We start from the raw sequence: 13,221 nt of genomic DNA, 5'->3' as shown, positions 1-13,221 counted from the left end.
ATTATCGCTCGGCCGGTCCGCCGGCCATGACAAGAACAACGAGGGAAGGAGATCCGAGGTGAATCGTCGTCAAGCCATGCTGTTGCTCGCCGCGGTCGCGGCCGGTACGCCGTTGGCCGCACAGGCCGAGCAGTATCCGACCCGCACTGTCCGGCTGATTGTGCCCAACCCGCCCGGCGGCGGCACGGACCTCGTCGCTCGGATCGTCGCCGAGCGACTGAGCGCGCTCTGGGGCCAGACCGCTATTGTCGAGAACAAGCCCGGTGGCGGCGGCAATATCGGCGCCCAGTTCGTCGCCCGCTCCAAGCCGGACGGCTACACGCTCTTCGCCGGCTATGGCGGCGTCATGACCGTCAACGAGTATCTCTACAAAAATCTCGGCTTCGATCCGGCCAAGGACCTGCGGCCGATCACGCTCTCCGCCTCGGCTGCCTATGTCGTTGCGGTCCACCCCGGAGTTCCTGCCAAGACGCTGACGGAGCTCGTCACGCTGGTAAAGGCGACGCCGGGCAAGTTCAGCTGGGCCTCGACCGCCGTCGGCACGCAGGACCATATCGGCGGCGAGCTGCTGCAGAACGTCACCGGAATGAAGATGACACATGTGCCCTACAAGGGCGGCGCCGAAGGACTGCTCGACGTCGTCGCCGGGCGCGTGCCGATCAACTACGTCACGATCCCGACCTCGATCGCCCAGGTCCAGCAGGGCGGCCTGCGGGCGCTCGCGGTGACGGGCGCCCAGCGCTCGCCGTTGCTGCCCGATGTGCCGACCGTCGCCGAGGCCGGCGCGCCGGGCGCCGAGAATCTGACCTGGTTCGGGCTCTGGGCTCCGGCCGCCACGTCGGACGCCATCGTCAAGCAGGTCTCCGAGGACGTCCGCAAGGCGCTCGCGACGGATGTGGCCAAGGTGCAGCTCGCCAAGGGCGGCTTCGCGCCGCAGCCGATGACGCCGGACGAGTTCGGAGCCTTCGTCGTCAAGGAGCGCGAGAAATACGGCAAGATCGTCGGCGCGCTCGGCCTCGAGAAGCAATAGCGGCCGCGCTCACGCAGCTTCGACAAGGCCATCGCCCGGCGGCGGAGCCCGCCGGGATCGGCCATTCCGCAAGATGACCGCGCGGGCTTCGACTCATGCAGATTAGAGATCACAAGGATTTCGCCCTGGGTGGCGCATGCCTCGTCATAGGCGCGGGCTTCGCGCTCACGGCGACCGGCTATCACCTCGGCACGGCCTCGAAGATGGGGCCGGGCTATTTCCCCTTCATGCTCGGCGGCCTGCTGGCCATTGTCGGTGCGGTGATCGCCGGCCGCTCGGTGGCGGCAAAACGGGCGCTGCGTCAACTCGATCGTGTCGAGCTCAAGGCCGGGCTGCTCGTGCTCGGCTCGATCTGCCTTTTCGGCGTGCTCTACGACGATATCGGGCTGGTCCCCGCCACCATCAGCGCGGTCCTGCTCTCCAGCCGTGCCGCGCCAGACTATTCGCTGCTCCAGGCCTTCTGCGCGGGCGTGGTGCTCAGCGTGCTCTGCGTCGTGATCTTCGTCTGGGCGCTCGGGCTGCAGATGCCGCTCTGGCCATCGTTCTGAGTCAGGCCAAGATGGACCTGATCAACAACCTGCTGCTCGGCTTTTCCGTCTCGCTATCGGCGGCGAACCTGCTCTATGCGCTGATCGGCTGCGTCGTCGGCACGCTGGTCGGCGTGCTGCCCGGTGTCGGCGCGCTCGCGACCATCGCGATGTTGCTTCCGATCCTACGGCATGGCGCCAGCCTCGGGCCTCATCATGCTCGCCGGCATCTATTACGGCGCGCAGTATGGCGGCTCAATCTCGGCGATCCTGGTCAACCTGCCGGGCGAGACCTCGTCGGTCGTCACGACCATCGACGGCCACCAGATGGCCAAGCGCGGCCGGGCCGGCGCCGCGCTCGCCATCTCGGCGCTCGGCTCGTTCTTCGCCGGCACGGTGGCGACTCTCGCCATCGCCGCCTTCGCGCGGCCGATGTCGAACTTCGCTTTCCAATTCGGCCCGGCCGAGAATTTCGCGCTAATGACGGTCGGCCTCGTCGGTGCGATCGTGATCTCCTCGGGAGCGCTGCTGAAGGCGGTCGCGATGGTGGTCCTCGGGCTCCTGCTCGGGCTCGTCGGCACCGACATCAACACCGGCACCTCGCGCTTCGCCTCCTCCTTCCCGGAATTGACGGAAGGGTTCAGCGTCGTCGCGGTCGCGGTCGGGCTGTTCGGCCTGCCGGAGATCATCAGCAACCTGGAGCGTGGCAAGCTACCGGAGCGCATCCTCGTGCCGTTCCGCTCGCTCTGGCCGTCCAAGGTCGAGCTGAAGCGCATGATCGCGCCGATGTTGCGCGGCACCGGTATCGGCTCGCTGCTCGGCATGCTGCCGGGCGGAGGAGCTGCGCTCGCCTCCTTCGCTTCCTACACTTGCGAGAAGAAGGTCTCGCGCTATGCGCCCGAAATGGGCAAGGGAGCGGTCGAGGGGCTGGCCGGACCGGAATCGGCCAACAACGCCGCAGCGCAGACCTCCTTCATCCCGCTGCTGACGCTCGGCATCCCGTCCAATGCGGTGATGGCGCTGATGATGGGCGCGATGATCCTGCACAACATCCAGCCGAGCCCGCTTATCATCACGAAGGAGCCGAGCCTGTTCTGGGGGCTGATCACCTCGATGTGGGTCGGCAACGTGATCCTGGTCATCCTCAACCTGCCGCTGATCAGCATCTGGGTGATGTTCCTTAAGGTACCGTACAAGTATCTCTTCGGCTCGATCCTGATCTTCTGCTCGATCGGCGTGTTCTCGGTCTCCTCCAGCGTATTCGACATCTATGTCATGGTCTTCTTCGGCCTCGTCGGCTACGTGCTGCTGAAGCTCGATTGCGAGCCCGCACCGCTGCTACTCGGCTTCGTGCTCGGGCCGATGATGGAAGAGAATTTCCGCCGCGCGCTGCTGATCTCGGCCGGCGATTACGGCGTCTTCGTCGGCAGCGCCATCTCGATCGTACTGCTGGCCGTGGCGCTGATCCTGGCGATCATCGTCGCCGTCCCCGCCATTCGCGGCATCCGGCAGGAAGCCTTCCAGGAAGACTGAGGCGCGGCCGCCTCGGTGCGCCGCCAATGCATGGGCAGGAAGCAGACATGGCTCGATTGAAAGGCAAGACGATCCTCATCACCGGCGGCAGTGCCGGGCAGGGTGCCGTCGAGGCGCGGCTGTTCTCGGAGGAGCGAGCGGCCATCGTGATCTGTGACATCGCCGACGAGGCGGGCGAGCGGCTGGCGGAGCAGATCAGGCAGGGCGGCGGCGAGGCGCGCTATATTCGTCTCGAAGTCAGCAGGCGCGAGGACTGGGACAGGGCGGCCGAGATCGTGCGCGCCGAGTTCGGCCGTCTCGATGCGCTCGTCAACAATGCCGGCACGATCAGCCGCAAGGGCCTGCTCGCCATCGACGGCGAGAGCTGGCGCCGGGTGATGGAGGTCAACCTCACCGGCCCGCTGCTCGGCATCCAGGCGATGGCGCCGCTCATGCGGGATTCCGGCGGCGGCTCGATCATCAACGTCTCCTCGACCGCCGGCATGACCGCGCATTACGACGTAGCCTATGCCGCCAGCAAATGGGGCCTGCGTGGCCTGACCAAGAGCGCGGCGATGGATCTCGTCGACTGGAATATCCGGGTGAACTCGATCCATCCCGGCCAGATCTGGGACACGACCTTCCAGCGCGACGCGCGCCCCGGCCATTGGGAGGCGAACTGGATGGTGACGCCGATGGGCCGCCACGGTCGGCCGGACGAATGTGCGCAGGTGGTGTTGTTCCTCTGCTCGGACGAGTCGAGCTTCATCACCGGCGCGGAGATTCCCGTCGATGGCGGGCTGCTCGCGGCGGGGCTGATGCGCGTTAGGGCCAAGCTGACCGAGGAATTCGCGACGGGCGCACGGCCGCCGCTGCAGCAGGCCAAGATCGCCAAGGCCGCGAATGGCTGACCCCGGGCGGGCGCCATGAAACGTTTCGCGGAACGACACCCGCCTCATTCCGGACAAGCGGCGAAGCCGCGCCGCTCCGGGATGACGCGTTGGGGTTTCATGATGACGCGTTGGGGTTTTTATATAGTGAGATGTTTCCCCCGGGGCGATGTGACCCAATACCCGCGCGGCTGGAGCGGCTGAGATCAGGATGCATGCGAAAGCAGAGACGCGCTGGGTCTGGATCACGCCACTGCTGGTGACGCTCGGCCTGCAAATGGCCGCGGCCTACATCCTGCGTGTTATCCCGACATTGGCGCCCGCATTGGCTGACGATCTCGGCTGGGGTGAGGCCACGGCCGGCTTCCTCGCAAGCATCGGGACGATCGGCTCGATCACCTTCCTGCTGATCGGCAGCCCCCTGACGCGCCGCTTCGGGCCGGTGCGTGCTTCGCAGATCGGCCTCGCCATCTCGGCGGTCGGCGCCGTCCTGCTGTCCTGGCCGACGGCGGCGATCGCCGTTCTGTCGAGCTTCTTCATCGGCTTCGGCTACGGCCCATCGACTCCCGCGGGCACCGATATTCTGCACCGCTATACGCCGGCGGCGCGGCGCAACCTCGTCTTCTCGATCAAGCAAGCCGGCGTACCGATCGGTGGAGTGCTGGCGGGCATGATCCTCCCGATCGCGCTCGTGCGGGGCGGCTGGCCGGCGGTGCTTGCCGCCGTGCTCGTGCCGGCGCTGATCGTCGTGCTGGCTACACAGCTGCTGCGCGGGCAGGTCGATGCCAGGCGCGATGTCCGGCAGGCGGTCGGATTGCGCGCCTTCCTCGCTCTCGGCAATATCAGCACGCCGCTGCGCGCGCTGGCCCGCGCGCCGAGCTTGTTGAAGCTGAGCTTCGCCGGCGTCTGGCTCAGCATCGGCCATGGCTGCTGGGTCGCCTTCCTCGTCTCGTTCCTCGTGATCAGGATGGACTATTCGCTCGAAATGGCGGGGGCGATCTTCGCCGTGACGCAGTTCACCGGTATCTTCGGGCGCATCTTTCTCGGCGCGCTTGCCGACCGGGCCAGTTCGATCACGGTGCTGCGCGCCAACACAATCGCCTCGGCGCTGACCTCGCTCGCGCTCGTGGTCACGGCGCCGGACTGGCCGCTCTGGGCACTGATCGTCGTCGCCGGCATCTCCGGCGTGACAGTGTCGAGTTGGAACGGCTTGCAGGTCGCGGAGATTTCGCGGCGCGCTGCGGCCGGGCTCGTCGCCGAGGCGACGGCCGGCGCGACGCTCCTGATTTTCGCGGGCTATGTCTTCGGGCCGATCTGCTTCTCGCTCGTGCTCGCGCTGACGGCGCGGTTCGACATCGCCTTCGGCCTGGTCGCGCTGACCACACTGTTCGCGCTCTGGAGCCTGCGCGGGCTGGAGCGCTGAGGATTTGGTGGCTGACTGGAAGCCCGGAGCCCTCATGCTGAGGAGGGCGGGCGGCGGCCTTCTTGAAGGATATTTCAGGAAACTCCGGAAACATCTGGAGCATCCTTCGAGACGGGCCTTCGACCGTCCTCAGGGCGAGGGCTCAGATCCTGGTTCGACAAGGCCGAGACCGTCACGCCATGTAGCTGCCGCCGTTCACGTCGAGGATCGAACCGGTGATGAAGCTCGCCTGATCCGAGGCCAGGAAGGCGACGCCGTTGGCGATGTCCTCTCCGGTCGCCAGCCGGCGCAGCGGCGTCTCCTGCGTCAGTCGCTCGATATGCGCTTCCGCACTGGCGAGGCCCTGGTGCATGGCGTTCTCGACCGCCGAGGGCGCAATGCAGTTGACCGTGATCTTCTCCGGCCCGAGTTCCTTGGCGAGCACGCGCGAGAAGCCGACGATGCCTGCCTTGGAGGCCGAGTAATGGCTGTTGCCCGACGTGCTCATCCGCGCCGCTCGCGAGGCGATATTGACGATCCGGCCCGATCTGCTCTTGCGCAGCAACGGGATCGCGGCGCGGCAGACCAGAAAGGTGCCGGTGAGATTGACAGCCAGCGTCGCCTGCCAGATCGCGAGCGGCGTCTCCTCGACGCAGGGATTGCGCCCCTCGACGCGCGGCATGATGCCGGCATTGTTGACGAGGATGTCGAGCCGGCCAAAGCGCGGCTCGATCTCGGCCATCGCGGCGGCGACGGAGTCCTCGCTCGACACGTCGAGGACGAGGCCGTACGCCTCGCTGCCGGCCGCATTGAACTGGCCCACCGTCTGATCGAGCAGCGCCTGCTCGACATCGCCAAGGACGAGCGTGATGCCGTCGCGGGCGAGGCGCTCGGCGATGGCGCGGCCGATGCCGCGGGCCGCGCCGGTGACGAGGGCGATGCGCCTGTCTGCGCTGGTCTCGGACATGTCAGTTCCCGGTGCCGGTGAGACGCTGTGGAGGTTGTGCGCGGTGCCGGTCGATCAGCTCATCGATATTCACCCAAGCCCGCGTCTTCGCCGATTCCTTGACGGCCTCGATGGCGGCGAGCGTGCGCACGCCGTCGGCCGGCGTGACCAACGGCTCCTCCTCGCCGCGGATCACCTTGGCGAAATGGTCGACCTCGACATACCAAGGGTCGGCCGGGACGATGGGCAGGCGCTTGCGCAGCAGCGGGTCGGCCTCGCCGCCGCCGCGCTCGTTCCAGCACATGTCCAGCGTCGGCAGTGCGAGTGAACCTTTGGCGCCGCAGATCAGGAAGGCGTTGGTCAGTTCCTGCGCATAGCGCACGTCCTCGCCCGAGGAGAGTTCCCAGGCCCAGGCGGCCTGAGTCGCGTCCGACAGGGTCAGCGTGCCGAGTGCGCCGTTGCTGAAGCGCATCGTGACGGCGGCTGTGTCTTCGACCGCGAAGCCGCGCGCGGCGTTCGAGGTCGTCGCCTGGAGTTCCTCGATCTCACCGCAGAGCACGCGCAGCGTGTCGAGCTCGTGGATGCCGTTGATCAGCAGAGGCCCCCCGCCCTCCTCGCGGCGCCACTGCGCCTTGAAATAGGCGTCCGACTTGCGCCTGAGATGCATGGCGACCGCCGAGACGACCTGACCGAGCTCGCCGGCCTTGATCACCTCAACCGCCTTCCGCACGATCGGCGAATGACGGCGGTGATGGCCGACGAGGATGGGCACGCCGCTCGCCTCGGCGGCGGCGGCGAGTTCGAGCGCTGGGCCTATCTCGTCGGCGATCGGCTTCTCGACCAGCGCCGGGATGCCGCGCGCGATGCAGTCCAGCGCCATCGACACGTGCAGCCGGTTGGGCGTCGCGATGATCACGCCATCGGGCCGGACCTGGTCGAGCATGGCGCGGTAGTCGGAAAAGAACGGGATGCCGTTCCGGCGCGCCAGCTCCTCGACCTGCGGCGCCGTGTCGACCAGCGCGCAGGCTTCCGTCGCCGGGTTCTTCTGCAGGAAGCCGACATGGCGCACGCCGATGGCGCCGGAGGCGCCGAGGATCGCAATTCGAACAGCCGTCATCATGAACAAACCTTGTTTTGGAGCTGCGGGCGGCGCCTCGGGTCAAGCCGGCGGCGCGCGCCTGCCTTCCGCCCGGGTCAGCAGCTCGGCCATGGCGACGCTGAGCACGACGATGATGAAGACGCCGGCGAAGACGCCGGTGGCGTCGTAGAGCCCGGCATTGGCCTCGATCAGGTAGCCGATGCCCTGGTTGGCGGCGATCAGCTCGCCGAGCACAGCGGCGGTGAAGGCATAGCGCACCGCGACACGCATGCCGGTGAAGATCCAGGGCAGGGTCGCCGGGATCAGGACCTTGCGAATGATCTCGCTGCGCGTCGCGCCCATCAGGCGCAGCGTCTGAACGAGATCGCGATCGACGTCGCGAATGCCGTCGAGCGTGCTGTAGAGCAGCAGGAACATCGTCGTGATCGCGACCAGCGCGATCTTCGAGGGGATATCGATGCCGAGGATGATCACGAACAGCGGCGCGAGCGCGATCTTCGGCAGCGCGTAGAGGCCCGAGACATAGGGCATCACGATGCGTTGGACGAGCGGCAGGAAACCGAGCAGCAGCCCGCAGCCGACGCCGAGCGCCACGCCGATCACATAGCCGCTCCCCATCGCGACGAGCGTCGCCTCGAGATGAGGCCAGATCGAGCCGTCGGAGAACCAGGTCACCAACATGGCAAAGATCGCGGATGGCGCGGAGACCCAGAATTTCGAGATCAGCGTGCCCGACGCATATTCCCAGAACAGCAGGAAGCCGGCGAGGATCAGGAGGCGGATGAGGATGAGCCCGGACAGGCTCGTCGCCAGCGCGGCGAGGCTGCCTTGCGGTCGACCGTCGCCGGAGCGGCCGGCAGTCATCGATGTTGCCGAGCGCGCCGCCATCTCAAATATCCGTGCCCTTGACGACTTCGTCCTTGAGCTCATCCCAGAGTCCCTCGTGGAGCCGGCTGAACTCCCCGGAGAAGCGCATCTTGAAGACGTCGCGCGGCCGCGGCAGCGTCACGTCGCTCACGGCGCGGATGCGCCCCGGTCGGCCGCTGAAGACGACGACGCGGTCGCCGATCGCGATCGCCTCGCCGAGATCGTGGGTGACGAAGAGCACCGTCATCTTGCGCTCCTGCGTGATGCGCTGGAGCTGGTCCTGCATGACCAGCTTGAGCTGGGCGTCGAGCGCGCCGAAGGGCTCGTCCATCAGCAAGGTCTCGGGCTCGTAGATCAGCGTGCGCGCCAGCGCGACACGCTTGCGCATGCCGCCCGAAAGCTCGCCGGGGAAGTGGTTCTCGAAGCCGCGCAGGCCGACGAGATCGACCATTGCGGCGATGCGCTCGGCCCGTTCCGCCTTCGAGACCGGGCGGCAGCGCAGCTCCAGCGAGACGCCGATATTGTCGGCCGCGCTGCGCCAGGGCAGCAGCGTGTCCTTCTGGGTCATGTAGCCGACGCGGAAGTTGAGGCCCTGCACGGGCTTGCCGTCATAGGTGACGCTGCCTTCGCTCGGCTGCAGCAGGCCGGCGACGAGGTTGAGCAAGGTCGACTTGCCGCAGCCGGAGGGGCCGACCAGCGCGACGAACTCGCGCGTCCTAACCGAGAGGTCGACGGGCTGGAGCGCACGCACCTCCTTGCCGCGGACATAGAAGGTCTTGCCGACGCCGGAGAAGGCGATCTTCTCCGGCTGCGCGGCGGAAACGGGTCCTGACACCGCGTGCTCCTCTGTGTCTTGCGATTTACTCCGCCACATGGCGCCACCTCAGCAGGTGATTTTCGACGAAGGCGAGGCCTTCGCTGAGCAGGATTCCGATCGCGAGCAGCACCATCAGCGCGGTGTAGAGGCCGGTCATGTCGAATTGCGAGCCGGCCCGCGCCAGCAGCGTGCCGAGCCCGTAGCTGCCGCCGAGCAGCTCGCCCGTGGTCGCGGCCGAGAGCGCATAGGGCAGAGCGATCTTGATGCCCGAGAATATCCAGGCCATCGCCGCCGGAGCGATCACCTTCTGGTATTGCTCGAACGTGTTCGCGCCCATCAGGTCGAGCGTTGTGACGAGCAGCGGATCGATCGATTGCACGCCCGCGAAGGTATTGAAGAATATCAGGAAGAAGACGACGATCGTGACCAGCACGATCTTCGATTCCATCTCCAACCCGAACCAGAGGATGAGCAGCGGCGCCATCGTGACGAGCGGCACGCTGTAGAGCGTCACGATGATCGGCCGCAGGATCAGCGCCAGCGTCTGCGTGCGCCCGAGCGCCAGCCCCGCCACGACGCCGGCAGCCGTGCCGAGCGCGAGCCCGACAAAGACCTCGGCCAGGGTCGTGTAAATGTGACGGAACAGGTCGGTGCTGCCCCAGAGCAGCAGGCGTTCGAAGATCAGGCTCGGCAGGCTGGTCCAGGTCGAGCCGAAGACCCGCCCGGCAAGCTCCCATAGCGCGAGCGCAGCGACGCCAAAGGCGAGCTGCCAGACCAGGATGGGCTGGCGCTCTCCGGAGAGGCCGCGCGCGGCTTGATTGGCAGTCACGGCGCGTCCCGTCACTTCTTCTTCAGCAGCTCGGCGGCGGCCTCGTCCGCGAACTTGCCGTAGATCGACTCGTCATAGCCCACGGTGAGCGGCTTCTTGGAGGTGATGTTGAGCCAGGTCTTGGTGCGCTCGAACTCCTCGCGCGTGATCGCCGGCGTCTCCGGAATGGCCTTGTAGTAATTGTCCCAGGCCTGGTTGAAGACCGTATCGTCCATCTCGGCGAAGGCCGGGCGGACGACTTTCTTGGCCTCTTCCGGGTTCTCGCGGGCGAACTGCATCGCGCGCGTCATGGCGCGGACGGTGGCCCGGACCATCTCGGGCTTCTTCTTGATCGTGTCCATCGTCGTGGTGATGACGATATAGGGCACCCCCTTGACCTCCGGCACCTCGCCCTTGAACGGATCGATGACGATCTTGCCGATGCCGGAATTAGCCGCGTTCAGCGTCTGCGGCGCGCCCCAGACGAAACCGTCATTGGCGCCCTTCTCCATGGCCGCGAGCATGTTCGAGCCGCCGCCGGTCGGGATGACCTTGAGCACCTTGTCCGGATCGATGTCACGGGCGCGCAAAAGGGTGCGCAGCATCGTGTCGGTGCTGCTGCCCGGCGAGGTGATCGAGATGCGCAGGTCCTTCAGCCGCTTGATCTTCTCGTCGATCGGCATGGCGGGGTCGATGCCGGTCTTGGCGATCGCGGCATTCGAGAGCACGAGCTGGATGTCGATCAGGCTCGATTCCGAGGCGACCGCGACGAGCTCGCCGCCCTGGGCGCGGGCGTTGAGCAGGTTGATCAGGCCGAGACCGCTATAGACCGCGCTGCCGCCCATCAGTGCCGCGACGACGCGCGGACCCGAGCCGACATCGGCGATTTCGACATCGTAGCCCTCCTTCTCGAAGAAGCCGGCCTTGATCGCCAGCTGCTGCGTCAGGAACTGGAAGCCGTCGCCGGCCTGAGCCGCCGTGATCTTGGGCCGCCCCTGGGCGAAGGACGGCGAAGCCGCCACGGCCGCCAGCATGGCCGCGCCGGCAGCCAACGCCCGAATTGCGAATGTCCTCATCATGCTCTCCCTTGCTCTCCCGTTAGTGTTTGGCCGGCCCGTCGCTAATTGCGGGCCGTTTCCCCGATCTCGCGCCATTTGCGCATCTGCACGGCGTCATCGAAAGCCGTCGTCGCCAGCCCCTCGGCCGGGCCGATTGCCGTCGCGGCGCCGGCGCTCAACGCCTTGATCCCGTCTAGCGTCTGCTCCATCGCGCCGGTCGCGCGCAGGATCAGGCTATTGGTGTAGACAACCTGCGAGAAGCCCATCTGGTGAAGCTCCTGCGGCGTGTGCCAGGCGATGCGTCCGCCTTCGGGCATCACCGTCATGTTCCACTGGCCCTTGAAGGCCGCGCCGGCGCGCTCGAGGTCGCTCGTGCTCTTCAGCCCGGCGACGAAGACGCCGTCGACGCCGAGCCTGAGGAAGCGCTCGGCGCGCCGGATCGCGGCGTCGAGCCCTTCTGTGCCGGCGGCGTCGGTGCGGCCGATGACGACGAAGTCCGGATCGGTCCGCTGCTCCAGGGCGATGCGCAGCTTCTGCTCGATCAGCTCGATCGGCACGACGGCCTGCGCCGCCTGCTCACCCGGTCGCTTGGTATCGCGCGACTGGTCCTCGATCAGCATGCCACGCACGCCGATCCGATGATAGGTCTCGATGGTGTGGACGACGTTCTTGACGTCACCATAGCCGTCATCGGCATCGGCGAGGCAGGGGATCGAGACCGACCGGACGATATCCTGGATCGCCGCCGCCATCTCTCCCATGCCGGCGAGGCCGAGATCGGGCAGGCCGTGGCGGGCGGCGAGCAGCGAGGAGCCGCCAATGTTGAAGGAGGGGAAGCCGGCGCGCTCGATCAGCCGCGCCGAGAGGGCGTCGTGGGCGAGCGGCACCACCAGCGGGCGGGCCGCGTCATGGATCTTGCGGAGTGATGCTCTGGTCACGAGTTGTCCTTGTCATCTGTGGCGCCTCAGCGCAGCGGCGAGAAGGCGGCTGCGCGGAAGATTTCGGCCTTCTGCCAGGCCAGGTTGCTCGCTCCGGCAAAATCCGAGCCGAGATCCGTCGGGGAATCGGCCAGCGGCAGACCCGCGCTGCCGTCCGGTCCCGACCAGGGCCAGATATGGACGATCCGCGGGGCGTCGGCCGCGAGCGCGTACAGGCCGAGCAGAGGCGTGCGGCGCGGTTCCACCCGCTGCCATGAGGCGAGCGCCTGGCCAAGCCGGCCCGGCTTCGCCTCGTCGCTGCGAATTTCGAAGAAGGGGCCATTAGCGCCAGGCTGCGCGAGCGGTAGTCCCGGCAGAACCGCCATCAGGCTCATCGTCAGGCCGAGCGTGAACTCGCTCACGCCGAACGGGTCGGCCTCGCGAATGGCGCAGTCGCGCGCATCGAGAAGCTGTTCCGCGTCGGCGAAGCGGCGCAGCAGCAGGAGCTGGTTGACCGTGCCGAGATCGGAATAGAGGCAGGCGAGCAGCTCGCCGGATGAGCGCTGCCCTTCCAGCCAGGTCTTCATCCGTTCCAGCGCCACCGGCATGGTTCGCGGGCGCAGCCTGAGCACGGTAAGATCGAAGCGGGCGGTGTCGGTTGCGGCGCTCATGCGGACGACCTCGTCTGTCCGCCGAGCGGCGAGAACTCGGCAGCACGGTAGATCGTCGCTTTCTGTTCGAGAATCTGGCGCGGCGCGTCGGTCGGGGGCCAACCGACCGCCTGGGCTCCATCCCTGATCGCCGTGCGCTGGCCCAGGTCGCTCCAAGGATAGATGTGCAGCATGCGCGGCGCTTCGCCGGTCAGTCCGTACATTGCGGTCACCCATGGCGCGAGCGCGAGCCGCGCCGGCAGCAACGGCAGCCAGAGCTCCATCATCGCGGTGAGCCCGTCGAGCTTCAGCACGTAGTCGCGGACCTCAAAGAGCGGGTCGTCGCCGCGCTCCGGTATCTCTCCCGCGAAGGGCACCTTGCGGAAGCCGTTGATGCTGAGGCCGCGCAGCACGTCGGCGACGCCGAACGGGTTGCGGCCGGCGGAGAGCGCCAGCCCGGCCGCGTCGAAGGCGGACGCATCCGCGAAGCTGTGCCAGAGCAGGATGCGGTCGAGCGAGCCCATGACCGAATGCCAGCAGGCCCGCAACGTGCCGGGTGAGCCCTCTTCGCGCAGCCATTGCCCGATGCCGGCGAGTGCCGCCACCATGGTCTGCGGCACCAGGTCGAGATAGACAACCCGATGGACCTCACGCGAGGTCGGTTGCGTCTGCGACATGTGGGTCGAGGGCGCCGGCAC

General features: G+C 67.2%; 13 protein-coding genes and 1 pseudogene. 5 read left to right on the top strand and 9 right to left on the bottom strand.

Annotation, left to right across the window (positions count from 1 at the left end; translation table 11 throughout):
- Positions 1-58 precede the first annotated feature (58 nt).
- From AC1RRW_RS16355 to AC1RRW_RS16335, 5 genes and pseudogenes are all read left to right on the top strand, one after another.
- A complete protein-coding gene (locus AC1RRW_RS16355; protein ID WP_492901912.1) occupies positions 59-1,030 on the top strand; it encodes a Bug family tripartite tricarboxylate transporter substrate binding protein in 972 nt (323 codons plus the stop codon).
- 95 nt (positions 1,031-1,125) lie between these two features.
- On the top strand, positions 1,126-1,578 hold the full coding sequence (locus tag AC1RRW_RS16350) for a tripartite tricarboxylate transporter TctB family protein (protein ID WP_492901911.1): 453 nt from the start codon (positions 1,126-1,128) through the stop codon (positions 1,576-1,578).
- 11 nt (positions 1,579-1,589) lie between these two features.
- Positions 1,590-3,090 (top strand): annotated as a pseudogene (locus tag AC1RRW_RS16345) (tripartite tricarboxylate transporter permease).
- A 47-nt stretch (positions 3,091-3,137) separates the two neighbouring features.
- Positions 3,138-3,980, top strand: coding sequence for an SDR family NAD(P)-dependent oxidoreductase (locus AC1RRW_RS16340; protein ID WP_492901909.1), 843 nt, complete (start codon positions 3,138-3,140; stop codon positions 3,978-3,980).
- A gap of 190 nt (positions 3,981-4,170) precedes the next feature.
- Positions 4,171-5,382 (top strand): MFS transporter, encoded by a 1,212-nt coding sequence (locus AC1RRW_RS16335; protein WP_492901908.1) that lies wholly within the window; start codon positions 4,171-4,173, stop codon positions 5,380-5,382.
- A gap of 172 nt (positions 5,383-5,554) precedes the next feature.
- Here AC1RRW_RS16335 and AC1RRW_RS16330 read toward each other — a convergent pair whose 3' ends face one another.
- Genes AC1RRW_RS16330 through AC1RRW_RS16290 form a run of 9 tightly spaced genes read right to left on the bottom strand, consistent with a single transcriptional unit; the run spans position 5,555 to position 13,221 of the window.
- Positions 5,555-6,328, bottom strand: a complete 774-nt coding sequence (locus tag AC1RRW_RS16330) for an SDR family NAD(P)-dependent oxidoreductase (RefSeq protein ID WP_492901906.1) — start codon at positions 6,326-6,328, stop codon at positions 5,555-5,557.
- A gap of 1 nt (position 6,329) precedes the next feature.
- Positions 6,330-7,424, bottom strand: coding sequence for a Gfo/Idh/MocA family protein (locus tag AC1RRW_RS16325; protein WP_492901904.1), 1,095 nt, complete (start codon positions 7,422-7,424; stop codon positions 6,330-6,332).
- Between the two features lie 42 nt (positions 7,425-7,466).
- Positions 7,467-8,294, bottom strand: a complete 828-nt coding sequence (locus tag AC1RRW_RS16320; protein ID WP_492901902.1) for an ABC transporter permease — start codon at positions 8,292-8,294, stop codon at positions 7,467-7,469.
- 1 nt (position 8,295) lies between these two features.
- Positions 8,296-9,108, bottom strand: coding sequence for an ABC transporter ATP-binding protein (locus AC1RRW_RS16315; RefSeq protein ID WP_492901900.1), 813 nt, complete (start codon positions 9,106-9,108; stop codon positions 8,296-8,298).
- 25 nt (positions 9,109-9,133) lie between these two features.
- Positions 9,134-9,919: an ABC transporter permease gene (locus AC1RRW_RS16310; RefSeq protein WP_492901899.1), complete on the bottom strand. Its 786-nt coding sequence runs from the start codon at positions 9,917-9,919 to the stop codon at positions 9,134-9,136.
- Positions 9,920-9,930: 11 nt separating this feature from the next.
- Positions 9,931-10,974, bottom strand: a complete 1,044-nt coding sequence (locus AC1RRW_RS16305) for an ABC transporter substrate-binding protein (RefSeq protein ID WP_492901897.1) — start codon at positions 10,972-10,974, stop codon at positions 9,931-9,933.
- 44 nt (positions 10,975-11,018) lie between these two features.
- Positions 11,019-11,894 (bottom strand): isocitrate lyase/PEP mutase family protein, encoded by an 876-nt coding sequence (locus AC1RRW_RS16300; RefSeq protein ID WP_492901896.1) that lies wholly within the window; start codon positions 11,892-11,894, stop codon positions 11,019-11,021.
- A 26-nt stretch (positions 11,895-11,920) separates the two neighbouring features.
- On the bottom strand, positions 11,921-12,544 hold the full coding sequence (locus AC1RRW_RS16295; RefSeq protein WP_492901894.1) for a hypothetical protein: 624 nt from the start codon (positions 12,542-12,544) through the stop codon (positions 11,921-11,923).
- Positions 12,541-13,221, bottom strand: coding sequence for an NIPSNAP family protein (locus AC1RRW_RS16290; protein ID WP_492902003.1), 681 nt, complete (start codon positions 13,219-13,221; stop codon positions 12,541-12,543). The genes AC1RRW_RS16295 and AC1RRW_RS16290 overlap by 4 nt, the downstream gene beginning before the upstream one ends.

This window comes from Allobosea sp. GW821-FHT12C12, assembly GCF_058807355.1.
The sequence above is the reverse complement of the archived record's forward strand: the minus strand, read 5'-3'. Positions and strand labels throughout refer to the sequence as shown.

Coding starts and splice junctions, on each gene's coding strand:
- AC1RRW_RS16350 (WP_492901911.1), top strand. CDS start 1,126: ATGCAGATTAGAGATCACAAGGATTTCGCCCTGGGTGGCGCATGCCTC.
- AC1RRW_RS16340 (WP_492901909.1), top strand. CDS start 3,138: ATGGCTCGATTGAAAGGCAAGACGATCCTCATCACCGGCGGCAGTGCC.
- AC1RRW_RS16335 (WP_492901908.1), top strand. CDS start 4,171: ATGCATGCGAAAGCAGAGACGCGCTGGGTCTGGATCACGCCACTGCTG.
- AC1RRW_RS16330 (WP_492901906.1), bottom strand. CDS start 6,328: ATGTCCGAGACCAGCGCAGACAGGCGCATCGCCCTCGTCACCGGCGCG.
- AC1RRW_RS16325 (WP_492901904.1), bottom strand. CDS start 7,424: ATGACGGCTGTTCGAATTGCGATCCTCGGCGCCTCCGGCGCCATCGGC.
- AC1RRW_RS16320 (WP_492901902.1), bottom strand. CDS start 8,294: ATGGCGGCGCGCTCGGCAACATCGATGACTGCCGGCCGCTCCGGCGAC.
- AC1RRW_RS16305 (WP_492901897.1), bottom strand. CDS start 10,974: ATGAGGACATTCGCAATTCGGGCGTTGGCTGCCGGCGCGGCCATGCTG.
- AC1RRW_RS16295 (WP_492901894.1), bottom strand. CDS start 12,544: ATGAGCGCCGCAACCGACACCGCCCGCTTCGATCTTACCGTGCTCAGG.